Origin of the sequence: Chitinophaga caeni, assembly GCF_002557795.1 — a bacterium.
In the GTDB taxonomy this organism is placed as follows: Bacteria; Bacteroidota; Bacteroidia; order Chitinophagales; family Chitinophagaceae; genus Chitinophaga; species Chitinophaga caeni.
Genome location: NZ_CP023777.1, coordinates 383,165 through 404,568 on the forward strand (window position 1 = coordinate 383,165; position 21,404 = coordinate 404,568).

Genomic DNA, 21,404 nt, shown 5'->3' on the forward strand with positions numbered 1-21,404 from the left:
GACCGGCACCTGGTTGCTGAATTACGGAATATTTTTCATCAATTTTCTGAATACCGGTATTGAATTTTTTCGTCTCTCTCGAAATCGTATAAAGTCAGCCTTCTCAATGTGTAATAAGCCGTCCAAAAGTTATTTAACGCATCGATATAGCCGCGGCTAGACTGGTTCATCTCCTCTTGAGCAAGGTTTAAATCGGTGATGGATATTTTCCCGATCAGGTAACGTTCGCGGGTAATATTATAACGCAATTTCGCGATGGTATCAGCCTTGGCAGCGCCTTCTAATAGCTTTTGCTGGATATTGAACTGTTGTGTTTGCAAGAAAATCTCCTGTTCAAAATCACGTTCAGCCAACTCTATGTCAATTTCTGCCAAATCGCGGTTGGCTTTAGCTTGCTTGACACGATTACGGGCCCTACCCCAATCTACGATAGGAATGGCCACGCCAACGGAAAGGTTTTGCTGCGTATTTCCGCCGGTATAAGCATCTTTCAGAATATCGCTGGAATTGGAACGACCCAATTGGGCGGAAATATTTAATTCATAACCATTGTTTCCCCGGGCTTCCGCTACACTTTTAGCCGCTTCCAACCGCCTCCTTCTAAATGAAAGGACGGCTTGCCTGTTGTTAGATGCTTCAGCAAATGCCTTGGGTAAATCAACGGTAAAGTTGGGCGTATTCTCAGGTAAATTAACATGAATATTGGCATCCTTCGGCATATTCAAGAATAATACTAAATCTTGATATGCCATTTGTTGTTGTATCAACGCTTGCTCCAGGTTGGTTTTACTCTTTAATAAGTTCAGCTCGATTTGTAACAGGTCGTTCTCAGCGATCTTCCCCAATTCGAACCTACCTTTCGAAATCGTGTATAACGTATCCGTATTACGCACGTTATCCTGTAAAATCTCCACTTGTTTTTGTGCTGCTGCCGCTGCAAAAAAGTAACGTGTTGCATCCAGTGCTACCACCTCCAGATCCTCTATATACTTACGTTTGGATTCATCGTAAAGCAGGGGTTCTATCTGCCGATCCCAACGGTAAGAATTATACATCAAGGTAGGCTGGTAATAGTTAATGGAAAATGGCGTACTTAAATAATTCTGCATTTTAGTAGGGGAAAACTGGTCCGTTCTCTCCAGGTCAGACCGGAAAGAAAACACCCCACCCGTCCATGGTACAACCTGTCGCAATGACAAACCTAAGGCGGAAGAAGAGTAAGATCGGCGACGGTAGTCGATAGTACCATCGGGTTGGGTGATTGGAACAGTTTGCCCCATGAAACTACTATTGTTATCAAAGTTTAAAACAAGCTGTGGCTTTAATCCCGACTCGAACCAACGGTAACGGTATAAACTGTTTAAAGCGTTACTCCTGGCGCGGTTATACGATGGCGACTGCTCTTTAGCGGCATCGATTACACCGTTCAAGGTTAAAGTTTCCTGGGCGCTGACCAGCATCGGTGTTAATAATACCAGGCAGCATATAATTAGGCGAATGAATTTAAACATGGCGTAAACATTGAATTGGATCCTGGCTCGCAGCTTTCCGCGCCGGGGTAATCCCGAACACGATACCAACTGCCGAGGCCAATATAAAAGAAACAAAAATGGACAAGCCGGAGATGATCGTGTTGATCTCGGCCACCTTGTCAACCAGGTATGCGCCCACTACACCGAGCAGCACCCCTAAAATTCCCCCGGCTAAACTAATCAGCACGGCTTCGAACAAGAATTGCATCACGATATCCCTTTTCTGTGCACCGATTGCCATGCGGATACCGATTTCGCGCGTCCTCTCCAACACCGAAGCAAGCATGATATTCATGATCCCGATGCCGCCTACCAACAAGGAAATTCCCGCGATAGCGCTCAGTACGATGTTGAATACATCCTTTGTTTTTTGCTGTTGCTTAAGTAATTGTTCAGGGATTGAAATTTCGAAGTCAACAACATCATTATGCATACGTGTTAACATCCGGTTGATGATATCCGCGGAAACGGTCAGGTTTTCGGGTTTATTTACCTTGATCACTAACTGGTCGATTTCCTTGGCAACCGCGTCATTATTGCCGGACATGGATCGCTGCATATTCTCCTCCCCATCTTGCAAGAAGGTTTGTTTGGCAGGATTCATGTACCGGGTGTAATAAGATTTAATTGGTAAATAAATATCCATGTTATAATCACGGATGCCCAGGTTCGCCTTCATAGCACTATTGATATTCTTTTCCTCCGTAACACCGACTATCTTTAACCACTGCGGACCACATTTGATCCTTTTACCGATAGCCTCTTCACCGACGAAAAAACGCTTTTTAACACCGCTCCCGATGATACATACGGCATCACCATCGATTAATTGGTCGCTATTAAAGTTTTTTCCTTCGGCGATGGCAATATTGTTAATATTAAAAAAGGAAGTATCGATTCCAACAAGTTGCAGTTTTTTGCTTTTAGAACCGTAGATAACGTCTTCTTGCTTCATGATTTCCGGGCTGATTTCTTCTACAGTAGGCACCACTTTCGCAATACTTCTCGCATCTGCTAAAGATAACCCGCGGGAGAACCGCTTCACGGCGTTGGGATCTTTAGGTCCGTCGGAGTTTTCCTTGTTATTATCCTCGTTATCTTTCGTATTGGAAACTTTAGGTTTGATCACGATATTATTCACACCCACCAATTTCATTTGTTCCAGGATTTCTTCCTGCGCCCCCTTCCCGATGGCTAGCATCGCGATCACGGCGCCTACCCCGAAGATGATGCCCAGTGCGGTAAGGAACGATCTCAACCGGTTCGCCACCAATGAATCTAATGCAATACGGAGATTATTGAGGTTTCTTGTGCCCCATAATTTATACATGCTATAGTTTTTGATGGTGAGTTAAATCTTCTTTATATCGTCATCTTTAGCACTGGCCACCTCGTTCAAATAAATTTGGTCGTTTTCCTGCAAGCCCTTTAACACGATCACTTCCTCTTCGTTAGATTTACCGAGTTTGACTTCTTGCTTGATGATGGTACCACCTTTTTTCAGGTAAACGAAACTGGTATTTTTCTCAGCGTAAACTGCTTCGATTGGAATCATTAATTGGTTAGCCACCTTGCTTTCCAAGATCCGGTTGGAGGTAGTCATACCCGGTCTTAAGATCGTATCGACCCTATCAAGCATGATATTTACCTCGAATACTTTCGCGTTAGACCCGGGACGGTTTTCTCCGATGCCGGCCACGTTCATTACAACCCCGGTAAGTTTCACTTCCGGGAAGGCATCCAGACCGATATCCACCGTTTGCGATTTTTTTATTTTACTGATATCAACCTCGTTGATATATGTTTTGGAGATCATGCTTGATAAGTCCGGCACCATGGCCACTTTCGGGTCCCAAGAGCGCACAACCGAACCGGCCTTCTTTTTACCACCGCTCATCCTGTCCGGGATATAAACGAGCAAACCTTGCTTGTTGGCAGTTAGCCTGAACCGGGAACGTAAGTCATCCAGGTCTGAAATAATTCTTTGGAAACGGCTCAAGGAGTTGGCCGCCTGTATCATCTTAGCCTCAGCCTGCCTTTGTTTGATCGTATAGTTTTGCTTGGCCTCGGTGATATCACGTTGTGCCTTTTCATAATCAATTTCAGCTTGCCGGATGGTTGCTTTCGGTTCAAACTTGGAAAGTTCCAATGCAATCCTTTTCTGTTCCACCTGGAATTCTAAGTTCAACATGTTGTTACGGGCTTCCCTAAGGGTGAGCGCCGTATCCAGCGCGGTTTGCGACAAGGTTGTCGAAGCGCTGGTCAATTGTGTTTGAAAGTCGCTGATCTTCTTACTTACAACGGCAGGGTCGAGCGTAGCAACGTAGTCCCCTTCTTTCACGATCGTTCCTTCAGGGATCATATCTTGGATCTTGATCTCTTCGTAAATATCATTACTCATCAGATCGCTGGGCGCCGAAATATAGGTGGTATTTTCAGCTTGCAATTCACCGGGACTGGTGATCACACTTCTGAAATCTCCTTTCCGAACAGTAACAGGGATATTAACACTACTTGATTCTCCAGCCAACACGAAATAAGATACTCCCGCTAATACTACAAGGGCGGTGGCAATCAACCACCATTTTTTTCTAAGCATAGTAACGTGTGTAATTTTAATTGGGATGCTTGGTTAAATGATGTTCAACATACAGTTATTAAATAATGCCTTTTTTTACATTGATGCTAAGATGCAATTCCGATAGATTTCCATAAAAATAATTTTACTAACCTAAAGAAAATGTTAATTCACACGGATCCAGGGCACATGCATTTAATATTATTTACAAACGCACTGGTTCAGGGATAATTGGTATTTTGATCATATTTCCATTTTACGAAGAGCATAACGCCAACTTATCACTTCTTATTATCACTACCCATATCAAATCATCCATAAACTTGTTACTTGATATGTATACCAGTAAAACGAAGATAAAATTGACGCGGTTATTCACAGGTGGGATCATCCAAGAAAAGTATACACCCGCCGCTGAATATGGCTTACGGGCGTTACAAACGATTATTTACGGGGGAATAATTATAAAATTTTAGTAAGTTGCGGCACAATTCGCTCACAATAATATAGTATGGAACTGATTTTCGTAGACAATGATGAAAAAGCAGCTTTATTTCTCAAGGTGCATACGATCATCAACAAAAACGTTCCTAACTGGATTCGTCCGTTAGACAAAGACATTGAACAGGTTTTTGACCCGAAGAAAAATAAAGCCTTCAGGCAAGGTGAAGCAGCAAGATGGATATTGAAAGATGACCGGGGCAACTTGGTGGGCAGGATCGCCGCCTTTGTTAATAAGAAATATAAAAATAAAGACGATGAACAACCTACCGGTGGTATCGGATTTTTTGATTGCATCGATGATCAATCTGCCGCCAACCTGCTTTTTGATACGGCCAAAGAATGGTTAAAAAGTAAAGGGATGGAAGCGATGGACGGCCCGATCAACTTCGGTGAACGCGACCGCTGGTGGGGGTTATTGGTGGCAGGTTTTCATGAGCCCTTGTACGGTATGAATTTCAACCCGCCTTATTATATCCAACTATTTGAAAACTATGGTTTCCAACCGTTCTTCCATCAAAAATGCTTCTCTTTAGATGTGAAGAACCCCCTGGAAGACAAACATTACAGGAGGCATGCGGCTATCGCGAGCGATCCCAGTTACCGCGCCGAACACCTGAAAAAAGACCAGGTTGAGAAGTATGCGAAAGATTTTGTAAGCATATATAATAAAGCATGGAAACAGCACGGCGGTGGTAAGGATATGCAACTGCCGCAGGCATTGGCATTGTTCAAATCCATGAAACCGGTGATGGATGAAAGAATTGTTTGGTATGTGTACCATAACGATGAGCCGATCGGTTGTTGGCTGAACCTCCCGGAACTTAATCAATACTTTAAATACCTCAACGGTAAATTCAACCTCTGGGCCAAGCTAAAGTTCCTGTTAATAAAAACATTCAAACGCAACCCTAAATTTACCGGTATCTTGTTCGGTTTTATACCGGAATACCAAGGTAAAGGCCTGGATTCTTACCTGATCGTCGAAGGTGCAAAGGTCATTCAAGTGGGAAAACTTTACGAGGAATACGAGATGCAATGGATCGGTGATTTTAATCCCAAGATGATTAACGTGGCGGAAGGCTTGGGAGGTTTCGTCAACCGTAAGCTGACAACCTACCGGTATTTATTCGACAGGAATCAACCTTTTAAAAGGCATCCCATTTTATCATAGAACCAAGGGTGTTATTATTTTTTTAAATTATATATAAAAAATAGCGCTGCCCACAGGTATTTCCCTGCGGGGGTAATTTTGGGGTGACAGTTGTATATTGAAATACAAACCGTTAAATTTATTGACGGCTAATTACAATTTTGTGCTTATTTTCGGCACTCGGAGTGAAGTAAGTTTATGGAAAATTTTATCGTATCAGCAAGGAAATACCGCCCCCAGAACTTTTCAACAGTAGTAGGGCAATCGCATATTACCACCACGCTTAAAAATGCCATCCGCAACCACCAGCTAGCACATGCCTTCTTGTTTTGCGGACCCAGGGGTGTGGGGAAAACAACCTGTGCGCGTATCCTTGCCAAGACCATCAACTGCGAAAACCTTCAACCCGATGGAGAAGCCTGCAATGAATGTAATTCCTGCCGCACTTTCAACGAGGGCAGTTCATTCAACATCCATGAACTGGATGCCGCTTCCAACAACTCTGTAGATGATATCCGCACCCTGGTAGAACAGGTACGGTTTGCACCGCAAGCAGGAAAATACAAGATTTATATAATAGATGAGGTACACATGCTGAGCTCTTCCGCCTTCAACGCATTCTTGAAGACCTTGGAAGAACCGCCATCGTACGCCATCTTCATTCTCGCTACTACAGAGAAACATAAAATATTACCGACGATCCTGAGCCGTTGCCAAATCTTCGATTTTAAACGGATCACGATCCAGGACACGGTAGATCACCTGGCAGAGATCGTTTCCAAGGAACATATCACCGCCGAAACCGATGCCCTGCACCTGATCGCGCAAAAAACAGACGGCTGCATGCGCGACTCCCTCAGTACGCTCGACAAAATTGTAAGCTTCACCGCGGGAAATATTACCTATCAAAATACCCTTGAACATCTCAACATCCTTGACTACGATTATTATTTCAAGGTGATGGATGCCGTAATGCAGCAAGATATCTCCAATGCCCTGGTACTGTTCGATGAAATCCTGCAAAAAGGATTCGAAGGCGATAATTTCCTGGGCGGCTGGTCCGAGTTTCTACGCAACCTGTTGGTATGTAAAGATGAAAAGGTATTGCACCTGGTAGAAGTTTCCGGCAATTTGCGCGATCGTTACAAGGAACTTTCCGGCAAGCTCAGCCCCGCTTACCTGGTGACGGCCCTCAACCTGCTCAACGATACCGAGATCCATTACAGGCAAGCACGTAACAAACGCTTGCACGTAGAAATGGCCTTGATAAAACTTTGTTACCTGCAACAAGCTGTTAACCTTGTCAGTAACGATTCCACCGGCGAGGTGGTAAAAAAAAACTTAGTTCCTGACGGGGGCGCCTCCCAGAAGTTAAGAGGTCCTTTTATGAAAGCGGCCGGGGTGAAGATGGAGACACAACCTGTTTCGTCGCCTTCGCCAGTTTCCACCCCTGTTGCCAAGCAGGAGCCGCAAGCAGCGGCGGCAACTTTAACTAGCCCCCCTGTACAACCGGCGCCGGCTGAAACGCCCATCACTAAAACCGTTCCCCAGCCTACAGATACAAAAACAGCTACCAAGAAACCTTCTAACGGCCATACCAAGCTTACCGGCCTGGCCGCCATGAAAGAAGCCCTGGCCGAAAAAACCAGGGAAGAAAGTAACGCGGTTATCCCGATAACCCAAGGCGCATTGCATGTATATTGGGAGGAATTTATAGAAAGATTCCGCCAGGCCAACAAGATGACGGTTGTGAGTAACCTCCAATTGGCAAGCCTGGAAATGCTCGGTCAAGAAGAAATAGGCCTGAAAAGCCGCAACTTGGTACAGCACCGCTTCATGGAGGAGGAAAAACTCGAAATTTCGGAGTTCTTCAAACAGAAATTTAATAACCCGGCCATCGTCCTGACCTTGATATTGGATGAATCCCTCCAAGAAAATACCGACATCGGTCCACAACCGCTCAGCAGCCGCGAACAATTTGCCAAAATGGTAGAAAAATACCCCCTGGTGAAAGAGCTGAAAGACCGCCTATTGATGGAGCTAGATTTCTAAAAAATTTTCAGTTCGTGTAAAAAATACATGGCCGACAATGCCAAGTGGCATTTGTCCTGTATTTCCATGCCTGTAAGTAGCTTCGACACATTTTAAATTTTCTAAATTTTAATAGGTATTGTAATACTTGCTTTGTGTTTTTGCTTAAAAACTTGTAGGTTTGGGCAAAATTTGGAAGAAACACTATGGCAGAAGTTATCAGAATGCCCCTCTTAAGTGATACAATGACAGAAGGGGTGATTGCGGAATGGCATAAGAAGGTAGGCGATACCGTAAAGTCCGACGATGTGATTGCTGAGGTGGAAACAGATAAAGCAACCATGGAAGTTGTTGGATATGTAGATGGCACGCTGCTATACATCGGTGTAGAAAAAGGTCAAGCCGCTAAAGTAAATCAAATCATCGCGATCGTGGGTAAACCCGGCGAAGATTATAAACCATTATTGGAAGAAGCTCCCGCCAGCAGTTCCCAAGAACCTGCTAAAAATGAAGCTGCTCCCGCTCCTACAGCAGCTCCGGCCGCCGCGTCTTTCGACAAGGCCGCAGCCGACGAAGCATTGAAAAATGCAACCGTAATCCGTATGCCGCTGCTTAGCGATACCATGACGGAAGGTAAAATCGTAGCATGGAATAAGAAGGTTGGTGATACTGTGAAATCCGACGACGTGTTAGCTGATGTTGAAACAGACAAGGCTACCATGGAAGTAATCGGCTATGCAGACGGTACCCTGTTATACATCGGGGTAAAAGAAGGCGATGCCGCCAAAGTAAATGATATCATAGCTATCGTAGGTAAAAAAGGCACCAACGTGGATGCCATCTTAGCGATGGAAAATAATAGCGGTAGCGCCGCTCCTGCATCTACAGAAGAAGCGCCAACTGCAAGCACAAGTTCCGCCCCTGCTGCCAGCGCAAGCGAAGCTGCCACGGGTACCGGTGAAGAAGGAAGGGTGAAAGCTTCTCCGTTAGCTAAAAAATTAGCCGCTGAAAAAGGAATTGATTTAAGTAAAGTTACCGGCTCCGGCGACAATGGCAGGATCGTGAAACGTGATGTTGACAATTACGTTCCATCCGCAGCCCCGGCACAAGCAGCAAAAACTGCAACCGCAGGCGCTGCTACCTATATCGCGGGAGAAGAAGGCCATACTGATCTTCCATTGAGCCAAATGCGTAAAGTAATTGCCCGCCGCCTAGGTGAGAGCAAGTTCAGCGCACCGCACTTCTACCTGACCATGGAAATCAACATGGACAAGGCCATGGAGGCTCGCAAAGCGATTAATGAAATATCTCCTGTAAAAGTTTCATTCAATGACATGGTCATCAAAGCCAGCGCCATGGCATTGCGTAAACATCCTGAAGTAAACAGTAGCTGGATGGGTGATTTCATCCGCCAGAATCAACATATCCACATCGGCTCCGCCGTTGCAATCGAAGATGGTTTGATCGTACCGGTCATTAAGTTTGCCGATCAGAAGTCATTGAGCCAAATTGCAGGTGAAGCGAAAGAATTGTATGACAAAGCCAAGAACAAGAAACTGCAACCGCAGGAGTTCAGCGGCAATACATTCTCTATTTCTAACCTGGGTATGATGGGAATCGACCAGTTTACCGCTATTATCAATCCTCCGGATTCGGCTATCCTCGCGGTAGGCGGTATCAAGGAAACGGTGGTTGTAGAAAAAGGGCAATTCAAAGCTACCAACATTATGAAGATTACCTTGAGCTGTGATCACCGTAGCATTGATGGAGCTGTAGGCGCCACTTTCTTACAAACATTGAAAGGATATCTAGAGAACCCGGTTACCATGTTGGTATAAAATATCTTTTGATAAATATATCAGGTCCCGCTCCATGAATGGAGCGGGATTTTTTTTGTAAATACCCAGCCAGGAATCGCCATCCATTCGTTAAATCCTCCCGATTACGCTATAAACCATACACATATAAGGTTTTATGAGAATTTATCTTTACATTTATAGAAGCCGTCCCAAAACAAACCCGGTATGGAAATTCCAAAAAACTCGATTAGTTGGTTTGAAATCCCCGTAAAGGATTTCGAAAGGGCGAGGGATTTTTACAGCGCGATATTCCAGTTCGAATTGCAGGAGATCAAGATGGGGATTAACAGGCTGGGATTTTTCCCGGTTAAAGCGGAAGGAATTGGAGGCGCCATAGTGCAAGGCCCGGATTATATCAGCAGCCAACGCGGAAGTTTACTTTATTTAACAGCTGAACCAGACCTGTTAGAGGTCTTGGACAGGATACCTGATGCAGGAGGCAAAATAGAGCTCGGGAAAACCCCTTTGTCCCTTGATCAACAACTAGGCTACTTCGCCATCTTTTACGATACAGAAGGTAACCGCCTGGCCCTTTATTCGGCAGGATAATAGCTGCATCCTTCCTTCTTAAAATAATTTTCACTAACTTTTGAAAGTTCGAAAACTTTGTATATCTTCGAAGTATGAAATTACAGGAAGCTAAAGCGCAATTTATCCAAGCTTGGGGGTCATTGGGTGCGCAATGGGGAATCAATAGAACGATGGCGCAAATCCATGCCTTGCTGCTGATTGCACCGGAGCCTTTGAGTGCAGATGAAATCATGGAAGAACTAAACATTTCCCGCGGGAATACAAATATGAATGTGCGAGAATTGATTAACTGGGGTATCGTGGATAAAGTATTGGTTCCCGGCGAACGCAAGGAATATTTCGTGGCCGAAAAAGATATCTGGAAAGTAGGGACAGCCATTACCCGCGAACGTAAAAAACGTGAACTTGATCCCATGCTGAGGGTGTTACAAGGTCTCCAGAAAGTAGAAGGGGATAACAAGGACAAATCCGTGAAAGCTTTCCGCGATGCGATCCAAGGCATCTACAAGTTCGCCCAACAAACTGATAATACGCTCAACACCATGATTAAAGCCGAAGAAAATTGGTTCTATAGCACCATATTGAAATTGATGAAATAATTTTTTTTGTTATAAATTTTCAATATTTTCTGAAATTTCAGAAAAATAGTAAACCATGATAAAATGAAAAATAAAAAGATTGTCATTGCCGGGGGAAGTGGTTTTATTGGTCATGCCCTGTGCGATGAATGGGGCAAACACAACCAAATCATTGTCTTGAGTCGCCAGAAGAATTATAAGCACCCGCTAGCTGAAACAGTATATTGGGATGGCCAAACACTGGGTATTTGGCAACAACAATTAGAGGACTGTGATCTCCTGGTAAACCTTGCCGGCAAAAGCGTTAATTGTCGCTACACTCCTGCCAATAAAAAGGCCATCTTTGATAGCAGGACTGATGCAGTTACTGTTTTGGGAGCAGCGATACAAGCTTGTCAAAATCCGCCGAAAGTATTTATCAACGCTGCTTCCGCCACTATATATGCACATTCATTAAACCAGCCGATGACCGAAAGCCAGCATGAAATCAAGAACGATTTTTCCGTGCAAGTCTGCAAAAAATGGGAAGCTTGTTTTACAAGTTTGCAACTCCCCGGAACAAGGAAAGTCATTTTAAGAATTGCCGTGACGTTCGGTCGGCAGGGTGGCGTTTTCGGATATTACCTCAACCTCGTGAAGTGCGGGCTCGGTGGCAAGCAGGGCAATGGCGAGCAGATGTTTAGCTGGGTACATGCCCGCGATGTGGCCAGGATGATGGAATGGGTTTATGAAACGCCCACTTGCCAGGGTGTTTATAATTGCGCCGCTCCCTACCCGGAACGCAACCGGGATATGATGAAAACCTTGCGGGCAGTTTTCGGGCACAAATTCGGTTTTCCCTTACCTACCTGGACGTTAAAGATAGGGGCATTTATCATCGGGACGGAAACCGAATTACTATTAAAAAGCAGATACGTATTGCCGAAACGGGCCATGCAGGAAGGTTTTAAATTTCAATTCCCAGCCGCAAGGGCAGCCTTCGAAAACATCAAACAATCCTTACCGAGATCCAAGTACCATTTGTTTTAAGCTAAATCTGTAAATTTGGCTTATGGAAAAAAAGACGGTTGTTCTCGGGGCTTCAACTAACCCGGAGCGGTACAGCAATTTAGCGGTACATAAATTGAAAGCGCATCACCATCCCGTTATTGCCATCGGCAAAAAAGAAGGCATGATCGAAGATACGCCTATCATTACTGAACATCCGCCGGTAGATGATGTTGACACGGTCACTATCTATTTAAACCCTAAGCACCAGGAAGAGTATTACGACTACATCTTGTCTTTGAAACCGAAGAGAATCATTTTCAACCCCGGCGCCGAAAATCCAGAGTTGAAAAAAATAGCGCTGGACAATGATATCTTACCACAGGAAGCTTGCACACTCGTGCTGTTGAGCACCGGGCAATTTTAAACTTATGAAACAGTTCCCTATCCTATTTTTATTCTTCTTTATAATGAAAATGTTCCCGGCTACAGCCCAGGATAGTTTGAAAGCGCAAGCCATCTTGCATAAATCGGCCATCGCATTATCGAAACTAAGCTCCGTTTCTTATCAAATCCATCTTTGGAAGAAGGAGCTCACCCATAATGATACAACTGACTTGGAAGCCTTTGTTGTGCTTTGGCATGCAGATGGCAAAGATTGCTTTACCATCAGGACCACTGCCAAAACACTGCAATTCGATGGTAAAGTATTCACGATAAATCAAGATCATAAACAGGTGAAGCGAACCAGCAATTTGCATGATTACGATTACAAGGACGCGTTGTATGATTATATTAACTTGCTAAAAGTTGATGCATACCTTATGACAGCCAATAATTACCATAAAAACATCCGGAGCTTGCGATTAATGCCCGATACCACCGTAGCGGGAGTGCCTTGCTATTTTATAAAAGTTTCCTTGGAACATCCAGAACAGCAGGTAGATGGACTAATAACGCAAGAAATTACCCGGGAGTTTTATATAGATAAAGCCACTTATTTACCGAGGCTGAAGATTGATTCCGACGTGATGCAATTTCAAAACCAGGTACATTCAGATCATAGGCGATACCTTGTTTCAAATATTAAAACAACGGCGCTATCCACCCTGCATTAATTATAAAATAAATCACTAACGACAAGATCCCCTTTAACAATTTTTTTCTTAAAAAATCATTGTTGTCCGGCTAAAATTGCTTTCAATGCACTTTTATTTCTTACTTGGTCAAGGATATAAGAGAAGGATGATCTATTCAGCCCCGCCAAGAAAACCATGGAATTTCGCACCGTTGATAGGGAAGCAAAACAGTAGTACAAAAGCTCGATCGAGCGATCAAATTGGCGGCCGTGATGACCAATTTGTGCCTTTTTCTGGTACTTTTTTGGGCAAGCGAAAAAGTACCAGAAATGAGCCGGTAGACATTGAATCGAACTTTTGAGGGGGGATCATCATTTTATCATTGAAAATTTAGTCGGACAATAAAGTTAAAATATCATTAAATCCCGCGTTGCCGAACAGTTACACCATCAACTTTTTTCGTATATTCGGAAAAGTAGTTATTTGAAAATACGAAAGAACGCAAGCTGACCACCAATAGCCTGGCATTAACCCGATAGAAGACGCTTGCCCAATTGATTGCGCTGCTTATTCACCCATTAAAATATATCAGTATGAAATGGAGGAGATTTAACGGCGAAGCCATACAGCTACCCATCAAAGAGGAAGTTCGCAGTGCCATCATCCGCGAAGTAAATAATGGCTACCGTTTGAAGGTATGTATCGGCACGGATTCGCAGGTAAAAGGAGCCGAAACCGAGTTTGCCACGGTAATCGTTTTCCTTAGGGAAGGCCACGGGGGCTTCATGTTTATTCATAATGAAAAGACCCGCGACAAGTATTCTATCAAAGAAAGAATGCTCGTGGAAGTGGCCAAGACGATCGAGATCGCTTACGAATTATGCGATCTGTTCACAACCTATGATGTGGATATGGAAGTACATGTAGACATCAACACCAATCCGCAATTCAAAAGCAATTTAGCGCTCCGCGAAGCCATGGGCTATATCCTGGGAATGGGATTTGCCTTCAAAGCCAAGCCGGAAGCGTTTGCCAGTAGTAGCTGCGCCAACAGGATCGTGAACTAAGCAAAAAGCAACGAATTCAAAAGAATCCATTGCTTTTTTTATTTACAATAATGCCTGTCGATATAAATATATATCGGCAATAGGTTTGTCTCCCCTAAGCAATCCCCCGGAAAGAAGCGTTCAACTCCTCGATCATCCCCAATACTTTCTCCCTTCCTAATTTTTTAGTGGCGGAGGTCACGAAATGCGGCGGCAAAAATTCCCAATCTTCCCGCATCTTGTTAAGGAAAGCCTTTACATTTTTACTAGTTTCAGCCTGGGAATTCTTATCCGATTTTGTAAATACCATTGCGAAGGGTACTTGCCATTCACCGAGTTTATTGATGAACTCCAGGTCTATCTTCTGCGGTGAAAGGCGGCTATCCAGCAATACGAACACATTCACCAGGTTCGGCCTCTTACGTAAATAATCCTCGATCATCCGCTCCCAACTCTTTCTTTGCGACTGGGATACTTTTGCGAAGCCATAACCGGGTAAATCCACCAGGTACCATTCCTTGTTGACAATAAAATGGTTGATCAACTGCGTTTTTCCCGGCGAAGCAGATGTTTTTGCCAATTTATCATAATTGGTCAACATATTAATCAAGGATGATTTACCTACATTTGACCGGCCTATAAAAGCGTATTCCGGCAAGGTATCAGGCGGGCAGCTTGTATAATTCGGGCTACTGATCAGGTATTCTGCGGATTTAATTATCATATTGCATTCATTTTTATATGGTCTCAATTTTCATTGAAGGACCTAATTGCTTCAACTTTCTAACAACTATTTAGCTAACTTTGCCGCGTATGTCGGAAAAAGAAACGGTTCAGAAAATTGTTCCTTTCAAAGCCTCAAATTTAAGCAAGAAGGAGCAGATAGCACACATGTTCAATGATATCGCCCCGCGGTACGACTTTTTGAACAGGTTCCTATCGTTGGGAATTGATGTCATATGGCGTAAAAAAGCCTTACGGATGCTGAAAAAAGATCGTCCGCAAAAAATGCTGGACGTGGCTACCGGCACCGGGGATTTTGCCATTATGGCCCATAAAATTTTACAGCCGCAGCATATCACCGGGATCGATATCTCCGCCGGGATGCTGGAATTCGGCCGTCAAAAGATAGAAAATGCCGGGTTGTCAGGGAAAATTAGCCTTCAATTGGGCGACAGTGAAACAATAAGTTTTGCCGATCAAACGTTTGATGCGATAACGGTGGCCTACGGCGTAAGGAATTTTGAGAATATCGAGAAAGGATTATCCGAGATGTTCAGGGTATTGAAGCCGGGTGGAAAACTGATTATCCTGGAATTCTCTAACCCTACTGCCTTCCCCATCAAGCAATTATATCATTTTTATTTCAAGTATATCACCCCGAGAGTGGGGAAACTCGTTTCCAAGAACCGGGATGCCTACGAATATTTACCGGATTCGGTAAAAGCGTTCCCACAAGGACAAGTGATGTGCGATATCTTAACAAACATCGGCTTTCAAGCAGTTACATGCAAAACACTCACATTCGGCATCAGTTCCGTTTACTGCGCTACTCGATAGTAGTGTTTTTAATCCTATGCAAATCCTTGGCCCCTGCAAAGGCTCAACAAATTATCCATATGCAGGAGCACGACCAGAAATTGTTTTATTTCGGCATCACCCTCGCCGCCAATCAATCCAATTTCAAACTCAGCCATTCAGATCTATTCCTGAAAACGGATACCATCATGGTGGCAGAACCTTTGAAAACAGTCGGGTTCAACCTCGGCTTGTTGGCTAACATGCGGCTCAACCGGCGGTTTGACCTCAGGTTTAACCCGCAACTGGTATTCGCTAACAAGGATTTATATTACAAGGAGCAGTACCAGGCCGAGACCGAAACCACGAAAAAGATTGAATCCATCCTCGTAAGCTTTCCCATACAACTGAAATTCAAAAGCGACCGCTTCGGCAACTTCAGGGTATACACTATCACGGGCTTAAAATTCGATTATGACCTGGCTTCCAATGGTCGCGCACGACGGGCAGAAGACCTGGTGAAAGTGAAAAACAGTGATTACGGCTACGAGATCGGCGCAGGATTCGAGTTTTATTTTCCCAATTTCATCTTCGCCCCTGAATTTAAGATCAGCAACGGGATCGGGAATGTACACGTAAAAGATAAAAACCTACGATATTCCAACGTGGTAGAGCAATTACAATCCAGGATGATCGTGTTCTCCATCCACTTAGAAGGCTAGTTGCCCAAGATAAATCAATGAAAAAGCTGTCGAAAGGCAGCTTTTTTTATGCCAAGTCCTATCTTTGCCCTATGCAATCATACCTGATAAAGAATATATCCGTAGTCAACGAGAACAAAACTACCGTACAAGACGTGCTACTGCGCAATGGCAGGATTGAGAAAATTGCGGGTCAAATCACGACCGAAGGGAACGTAACGGAAATCAACGGTGAAGGGAAATACCTCTTACCCGGTGCGATCGACGACCAGGTGCACTTCCGCGAGCCGGGCCTCACCCACAAGGCCACCATTGCAACAGAAGCTCGTGCGGCAGTAGCTGGCGGAACAACCAGCTTCATGGAGATGCCCAATACCAAGCCGGCCGCTTTGACACAAGAATTGCTGGAAGATAAATATGTTATCGGCGCCAATACTTCTATCGCGAACTACTCTTTCTTCATGGGTGTTTCTAACGACAATATCGAGGAAGTACTGAAAACCAATGCGAAAAAAGACCGCGTACCCGGTGTGAAGGTTTTCATGGGATCTTCTACAGGCAATATGCTGGTTGACAACCTTCTTACCTTGGAAAACATCTTCGGGGAAAGCGAACTATTGATTGCAACGCATTGCGAGTCGGAACGCATTATCAAAAGCAACATGGAAGCTTTTATCAAGGAAAAAGGAGATCAACTTACCGCCGCGGATCACCCGCTTATCCGTAATGAAGAAGCTTGTTTCGAGTCCTCATTTTTGGCTGTACAATTAGCGAAAAAACACGATTCCCGTTTACATATCCTGCACATCTCCACTGAAAAAGAATTACAACTTTTCGGCAACATGATGCCCTTGGAACAAAAACGTATTACATCGGAAGTATGTGTACACCATTTACATTTTACAGCCGATGATTATGCACAATACGGCAACCTGATCAAGTGTAACCCGGCTATTAAAGCCGCGCACAACAAGGAGGCACTATGGAAAGCATTGTTAGACGACCGTTTGGATATCATCGCGACAGATCATGCGCCCCATACATGGGAAGAAAAGCAACAACCTTATTTACAAGCGCCATCAGGTGTGCCGCTCGTGCAGCATAGCGTCCTGTTAATGTTACAATATGTGAAAGAAGGCCGCATTAGTATCGAGAAAGTCGTTGAAAAGATGAGCCACGCTCCCGCCAAATGTTTCCAGATCCGGGAACGCGGTTTCATACGGGAAGGTTATCATGCAGACTTGGTAATTGTTGACCTACAGGAAGGAACGACCGTAGAAAAATCGAATATTTATTACAAATGCGGATGGAGTCCGTTCGAAGGGCATACATTTCCGGCGAAAGTTACCCACACTTTTGTGAACGGTAATTTAGCATATGAAAACGGGCAATTCCATGATGAAGTGAAAGGGGAAAGGTTGTTATTTGATCGGGATTAAGAATTTACCTTTTATATGGAACGCCTGCGAACCCGCGGGCGTTTTTTTATTAGATAAACCAGGGAGCAACCACCCAAGTTCTTGAACGATTCGACAAACTCCGCCGGCGTATAAACCGGCAATGACGAGATGGATTCTTTATGTAAAGCTTTATCTCGATTTATAAAATAATCATTATTGTCCGGCTAAATTTTCAATAAAAAAATCATCATTCCCCTCAAAAGTTCGAATCAATGTCCACCTGCTCATTTCTTGTACTTTTTTGCATGCCAAAAAAAGTATCAAAAAAGGGCACAAATTGGCCGTCACGGCCACCAATTTGATCGCTCGATCTAGCATATCTACTACTGTATGGCTTCGCTATCAACGGTGCGAAGTTCCACGGTTCTCTTGGGGGCGCTACCACGGATTTTGAATATATCATCCTTCGCCTATATCCTTGACCTGGTAAGGAATTCAAGTAAATTCAAAGCAATATTAGCCGGACAACAATTTAAAATAATCAATTCCATGATGAATAGCAGCATAATATTGCAGTACATCTTCGATATCTTTAATCTTAGCATGCAATGCATGTAGAGTTACTTCATAATTTAAAAGTTTCGCCCAACTTTTATGGATAATCCCGTTAACTGCATCTCTAATACCACAACCTTGAATTATTTGTGTAATTTCAAACAAAACCTACATGCATGGAATTGGATAAAACCACGTATCAAGACCTATCTATATTCAACCGGGAAGAGGAGTTTTCATTATTTCATAAACTTGATTTCGCGACTACGGCGGGAGGCAGGGAGTACTTGCGAACGTTATTCAGTCGCCCGCTAAACAATATACAAGCGATACAGCAGCGGCAAGAGATGTTGCGGTTTATCAACGAGCGGAATACGGCTTGGCCCGCGACGATCTCCAATGGCACCATTGTCGTGATCCAGAACTACCTTGAAGCCGTTATACAGCCAATTTCAGATGCCAGGGGACTTGGCTCCTACGTATCGGCATTCATGATGCGTACTTTCTATGCACCGGATTTTGGTTTTATCAAGTTTTCGTTTAAGCAGTTGGTAGCCTTATTAAAGGGATTTCATGAATTTATTGATATATATTATACACCTGATGCCCCCGTTATATTGAGAACTTTAATGGAACGGGTGCAAAAATTATTACGGCAAGATGAGTTCGATAAGATACTGGCCGTCGATGCCCGTAACGGGCTGAATTTCGTAAATATTTTACAGTTCGATCACTTCGTCAGGAAAAAGCATAAAAATGTTTTATGGGAATTGTTGGAATTATATACCCAACTGGATGCTTATTACAGCATGGCGAAAGCTATTCAACATTTCAACTTGCAGTTCCCCGTCATCGTTGATAGCGCCACCCCGAAGATTGATATCAGGCAATTATACCATATCATTTTACCCCAGCCCGTTTCATATGATATCACCCTTGACCCGGAGCAGCGTTTTTTATTCCTTACCGGGGCTAATATGGCAGGAAAAACAACTTTTATCAAGGCCGTGGGCGTAGCCGTATTTTTAGCACATATCGGGATGGGCGTACCTGCCCGAAGTATGGAAGTAAGTTTCTTTGACGGCATCTTGAGTAACATACAAGTCCAGGATAATATCTTCAAGGGAGAAAGTTACTTTTTCAACGAAGTGCAGCGTATTAAAAATACGGTTATCAAGATAAGTGACGGAAAAAAATGGCTCATCCTGATTGATGAAATGTTTAAAGGCACCAATATGGAAGACGCTAAAAACTGCTCGCTGGCGGTTATCCGCGGGTTGATCAAAAATTCTACATGCCTTTATATACTTTCTACACATTTGTATGAAATCGCGGAAGAATTAAAAGATGAAAAGAAAATTATCTTTAAATATTTTGAATCCGAAGTTCTTAATGATACGATGAGATTTACATATCAATTAAAAGACGGCATCGCCAAGGAAAAACTGGGTTACTTAATATTGAAAAGAGAAAAAGTCCTTGAGCTACTGGATGCGATGAAATAGGTATTCTACAATATAACTTGAAAGGCTACACGAAAATAAGTAATTTTCATCGTAGCCTTTTTCTATTGAACAGAATCCGTTATTTTTACTTTATTAAATGTTAACCCATGTTTGTTAAAACCTTTGGAAGTGCCATCCAAGGCATTGATGCGCTCACTATTACCATTGAAGTCAGCGTAGAGAAACACGGCGTAAAATTTTACCTCGTAGGTTTGCCGGATAATGCCGTTAAAGAAAGCCAGCAAAGAATCGAAACCGCGATCAAGCATATCGGTTTTAAAATGCCGAGGTTCAGGCTTGTAGTCAACATGGCCCCGGCTGATATTAAAAAGGCAGGCGCCGCATATGATTTACCGATAGCCGTAGGTATCATAATTGCCAGCGAACAATCTCCTTGCCAACTGGATCTTAGCAAATTTATGATGATGGGCGAACTATCGCTCGATGGCACGATACAACCCATCAAAGGCGCTTTACCAATGGCTATGCAGGCGAAAGAAGAAGGATTTGAAGGTTTAATCGTGCCTGCACAGAATGCAAGGGAAGCCGCCTTAGTGGAAGGCTTTTCTATCTACGGTGTCACCCATTTACAACAGGTTATAGATTTTCTTGCCAATCCTGCAACGCTGCATGCAATGCCGGCCATCCAATTAGAAGATCATCTATTCCAGGGTGTGACGGATATTAATAATGATTTTAATGAAGTAAAGGGCCAACAACAAATTAAAAGGGCGATGGAAATCGCGGCAGCCGGGGGACATAATATCATTTTGATCGGGCCGCCCGGCGCCGGAAAAACGATGTTAGCGAAGCGCTTTCCCAGTATTTTACCCCCTTTTACTTTATGGGAAGCATTGGAAACGACCAAAATTCATTCCGTGGCCGGGAAATTACAGAAGGAATCAGGATTATTAACCCGGCGCCCGTTCCGTTCTCCCCATCATTCTATCAGCGATGCTGCACTAGTTGGCGGCGGCAGCTTACCACAACCCGGCGAAATATCCTTGGCACATAACGGGGTACTTTTCCTGGATGAATTACCCGAGTTTAAAAGAAGTGTTCTAGAAGTAATGCGGCAACCGATGGAAGAACGGAAAGTAACAATTTCCAGGGCCAAGTCGGCCGTGGATTTCCCAGCTAATTTTATGTTGATCGCTTCGATGAACCCTTGTCCTTGCGGATATTATAATCATCCGCAGAGAAGCTGCTCCTGCCCGCCCGGAGTAGTTGCGAAATATCTCAACAAGATTTCGGGGCCATTACTGGACAGGATTGATCTGCATATAGAAGTAACCCCGGTGAATTTATCGGCCTTGGTGGAGCATGGCGCCGAAGAAGAAAAAAGCGACAACATCCGCAGGCGGGTTGTGAATGCCAGGAATTTACAAGGAAACCGTTATAAAGATACGCCGGGTGTTCATTGCAATGCTCAGGTAAACGGAAGATTGTTAAATGAGCATTGCCGTTTATCTGGATCCAGCACGGTATTGTTAAGGAATGCCATGGAGAAATTACAACTTTCGGCACGGGCATTTGACCGGATTTTGAAAGTGAGCCGTACGATCGCGGACCTGGAACAATCACGGGATATTGAAACGCATCATCTAGCGGAAGCGATCCAGTATAGATCGCTGGATCGGGAAAACTGGGGTCGCGGATTTCGGGATGCGGCACCGTGATCGGTTCACGGATTTTTAGGGATTAAGGGATTGCACGGATTCTTCTTATTTTGCTTTTTGTGTTTTGCTTTTTGTGTTTTAGATTTTTTACTTTTTTAGCTTTTAGCTATTGGTATTTTATCATTGTTGTCCGAGTAAAAATGCTTTAAAGTTACTTGAATTCCTTACCTG

18 protein-coding genes are annotated in these 21,404 nt (G+C 43.8%); 14 read left to right on the top strand and 4 right to left on the bottom strand.

Going from position 1 to position 21,404, the window contains the following annotated elements:
• Positions 1-38: 38 nt before the first annotated feature.
• Genes COR50_RS01505 through COR50_RS01515 form a run of 3 tightly spaced genes read right to left on the bottom strand, consistent with a single transcriptional unit; the run spans position 39 to position 4,131 of the window.
• Positions 39-1,511 carry a TolC family protein gene (locus COR50_RS01505; RefSeq protein ID WP_098192331.1) on the bottom strand — a complete coding sequence of 491 codons (1,473 nt, stop codon included), beginning with the start codon at positions 1,509-1,511 and terminating at the stop codon, positions 39-41.
• Positions 1,504-2,862, bottom strand: a complete 1,359-nt coding sequence (locus COR50_RS01510; protein WP_098192332.1) for an ABC transporter permease — start codon at positions 2,860-2,862, stop codon at positions 1,504-1,506. Before COR50_RS01510 ends, COR50_RS01505 begins: the two co-directional genes overlap by 8 nt.
• A 21-nt stretch (positions 2,863-2,883) precedes the next feature.
• Entirely contained in the window at positions 2,884-4,131 is a 1,248-nt protein-coding gene (locus COR50_RS01515) for an efflux RND transporter periplasmic adaptor subunit (RefSeq protein ID WP_098192333.1), read from the bottom strand.
• Between the two features lie 490 nt (positions 4,132-4,621).
• Here COR50_RS01515 and COR50_RS01520 point away from each other — a divergent pair, with 490 nt between their 5' ends.
• The 9 genes from COR50_RS01520 to COR50_RS01565 all read left to right on the top strand — a co-directional run bounded on the left by COR50_RS01520 (position 4,622) and on the right by COR50_RS01565 (position 13,896).
• On the top strand, positions 4,622-5,785 hold the full coding sequence (locus tag COR50_RS01520) for a hypothetical protein (RefSeq protein WP_098192334.1): 1,164 nt from the start codon (positions 4,622-4,624) through the stop codon (positions 5,783-5,785).
• A 177-nt stretch (positions 5,786-5,962) separates the two neighbouring features.
• Positions 5,963-7,816, top strand: coding sequence for a DNA polymerase III subunit gamma/tau (locus COR50_RS01525; RefSeq protein ID WP_098192335.1), 1,854 nt, complete (start codon positions 5,963-5,965; stop codon positions 7,814-7,816).
• Between the two features lie 185 nt (positions 7,817-8,001).
• Positions 8,002-9,633: a pyruvate dehydrogenase complex dihydrolipoamide acetyltransferase gene (locus COR50_RS01530; RefSeq protein WP_098192336.1), complete on the top strand. Its 1,632-nt coding sequence runs from the start codon at positions 8,002-8,004 to the stop codon at positions 9,631-9,633.
• Between the two features lie 186 nt (positions 9,634-9,819).
• Positions 9,820-10,203, top strand: a complete 384-nt coding sequence (locus tag COR50_RS01535) for a VOC family protein (protein WP_098192337.1) — start codon at positions 9,820-9,822, stop codon at positions 10,201-10,203.
• Between the two features lie 74 nt (positions 10,204-10,277).
• Positions 10,278-10,784 (top strand): GbsR/MarR family transcriptional regulator, encoded by a 507-nt coding sequence (locus COR50_RS01540; protein ID WP_098192338.1) that lies wholly within the window; start codon positions 10,278-10,280, stop codon positions 10,782-10,784.
• 63 nt (positions 10,785-10,847) lie between these two features.
• Complete coding sequence (locus tag COR50_RS01545; protein WP_098192339.1) at positions 10,848-11,792, top strand: TIGR01777 family oxidoreductase; 945 nt, start codon at positions 10,848-10,850, stop codon at positions 11,790-11,792.
• A 22-nt stretch (positions 11,793-11,814) separates the two neighbouring features.
• Positions 11,815-12,177 carry a CoA-binding protein gene (locus tag COR50_RS01550; protein WP_098192340.1) on the top strand — a complete coding sequence of 121 codons (363 nt, stop codon included), beginning with the start codon at positions 11,815-11,817 and terminating at the stop codon, positions 12,175-12,177.
• A 4-nt stretch (positions 12,178-12,181) separates the two neighbouring features.
• A complete protein-coding gene (locus COR50_RS01555) occupies positions 12,182-12,868 on the top strand; it encodes a hypothetical protein (RefSeq protein ID WP_098192341.1) in 687 nt (228 codons plus the stop codon).
• Between the two features lie 554 nt (positions 12,869-13,422).
• Entirely contained in the window at positions 13,423-13,896 is a 474-nt protein-coding gene (locus COR50_RS01565; RefSeq protein WP_098192343.1) for a ribonuclease H-like YkuK family protein, read from the top strand.
• Between the two features lie 94 nt (positions 13,897-13,990).
• Here COR50_RS01565 and yihA read toward each other — a convergent pair whose 3' ends face one another.
• The gene (gene yihA, locus COR50_RS01570) at positions 13,991-14,599 is read right to left on the bottom strand and encodes a ribosome biogenesis GTP-binding protein YihA/YsxC (RefSeq protein ID WP_098192344.1); all 609 of its coding nucleotides are present in this window, start codon (positions 14,597-14,599) and stop codon (positions 13,991-13,993) included.
• Between the two features lie 89 nt (positions 14,600-14,688).
• Between yihA and ubiE the strand changes: the two genes are divergently transcribed.
• From ubiE to COR50_RS01605, 5 genes are all read left to right on the top strand, one after another.
• Positions 14,689-15,435: a bifunctional demethylmenaquinone methyltransferase/2-methoxy-6-polyprenyl-1,4-benzoquinol methylase UbiE gene (gene ubiE / locus COR50_RS01575; protein WP_098192345.1), complete on the top strand. Its 747-nt coding sequence runs from the start codon at positions 14,689-14,691 to the stop codon at positions 15,433-15,435.
• On the top strand, positions 15,384-16,115 hold the full coding sequence (porT, locus tag COR50_RS01580) for a type IX secretion/gliding motility protein PorT/SprT (protein WP_449384851.1): 732 nt from the start codon (positions 15,384-15,386) through the stop codon (positions 16,113-16,115). Before ubiE ends, porT begins: the two co-directional genes overlap by 52 nt.
• A 71-nt stretch (positions 16,116-16,186) precedes the next feature.
• Entirely contained in the window at positions 16,187-17,533 is a 1,347-nt protein-coding gene (locus COR50_RS01585; protein WP_098196060.1) for a dihydroorotase, read from the top strand.
• 692 nt (positions 17,534-18,225) lie between these two features.
• The gene (locus COR50_RS01600) at positions 18,226-19,554 is read left to right on the top strand and encodes a MutS-related protein (protein ID WP_098192349.1); all 1,329 of its coding nucleotides are present in this window, start codon (positions 18,226-18,228) and stop codon (positions 19,552-19,554) included.
• A gap of 107 nt (positions 19,555-19,661) precedes the next feature.
• A complete protein-coding gene (locus COR50_RS01605) occupies positions 19,662-21,233 on the top strand; it encodes a YifB family Mg chelatase-like AAA ATPase (protein ID WP_098192350.1) in 1,572 nt (523 codons plus the stop codon).
• Positions 21,234-21,404 lie beyond the last annotated feature (171 nt).

Excerpts from the sequence above, each read along its gene's own strand:
- COR50_RS01540 (WP_098192338.1), top strand. The coding sequence starts at position 10,278 with ATGAAATTACAGGAAGCTAAAGCGCAATTTATCCAAGCTTGGGGGTCA.
- COR50_RS01535 (WP_098192337.1), top strand. The coding sequence starts at position 9,820 with ATGGAAATTCCAAAAAACTCGATTAGTTGGTTTGAAATCCCCGTAAAG.
- yihA (WP_098192344.1), bottom strand. The coding sequence starts at position 14,599 with ATGATAATTAAATCCGCAGAATACCTGATCAGTAGCCCGAATTATACA.
- COR50_RS01520 (WP_098192334.1), top strand. The coding sequence starts at position 4,622 with ATGGAACTGATTTTCGTAGACAATGATGAAAAAGCAGCTTTATTTCTC.
- COR50_RS01555 (WP_098192341.1), top strand. The coding sequence starts at position 12,182 with ATGAAACAGTTCCCTATCCTATTTTTATTCTTCTTTATAATGAAAATG.
- COR50_RS01510 (WP_098192332.1), bottom strand. The coding sequence starts at position 2,862 with ATGTATAAATTATGGGGCACAAGAAACCTCAATAATCTCCGTATTGCA.
- COR50_RS01530 (WP_098192336.1), top strand. The coding sequence starts at position 8,002 with ATGGCAGAAGTTATCAGAATGCCCCTCTTAAGTGATACAATGACAGAA.
- COR50_RS01565 (WP_098192343.1), top strand. The coding sequence starts at position 13,423 with ATGAAATGGAGGAGATTTAACGGCGAAGCCATACAGCTACCCATCAAA.
- COR50_RS01585 (WP_098196060.1), top strand. The coding sequence starts at position 16,187 with ATGCAATCATACCTGATAAAGAATATATCCGTAGTCAACGAGAACAAA.
- porT (WP_449384851.1), top strand. The coding sequence starts at position 15,384 with ATGCAAAACACTCACATTCGGCATCAGTTCCGTTTACTGCGCTACTCG.
- COR50_RS01600 (WP_098192349.1), top strand. The coding sequence starts at position 18,226 with ATGGAATTGGATAAAACCACGTATCAAGACCTATCTATATTCAACCGG.
- COR50_RS01515 (WP_098192333.1), bottom strand. The coding sequence starts at position 4,131 with ATGCTTAGAAAAAAATGGTGGTTGATTGCCACCGCCCTTGTAGTATTA.
- COR50_RS01525 (WP_098192335.1), top strand. The coding sequence starts at position 5,963 with ATGGAAAATTTTATCGTATCAGCAAGGAAATACCGCCCCCAGAACTTT.
- COR50_RS01505 (WP_098192331.1), bottom strand. The coding sequence starts at position 1,511 with ATGTTTAAATTCATTCGCCTAATTATATGCTGCCTGGTATTATTAACA.
- COR50_RS01605 (WP_098192350.1), top strand. The coding sequence starts at position 19,662 with ATGTTTGTTAAAACCTTTGGAAGTGCCATCCAAGGCATTGATGCGCTC.
- COR50_RS01545 (WP_098192339.1), top strand. The coding sequence starts at position 10,848 with ATGAAAAATAAAAAGATTGTCATTGCCGGGGGAAGTGGTTTTATTGGT.
- ubiE (WP_098192345.1), top strand. The coding sequence starts at position 14,689 with ATGTCGGAAAAAGAAACGGTTCAGAAAATTGTTCCTTTCAAAGCCTCA.
- COR50_RS01550 (WP_098192340.1), top strand. The coding sequence starts at position 11,815 with ATGGAAAAAAAGACGGTTGTTCTCGGGGCTTCAACTAACCCGGAGCGG.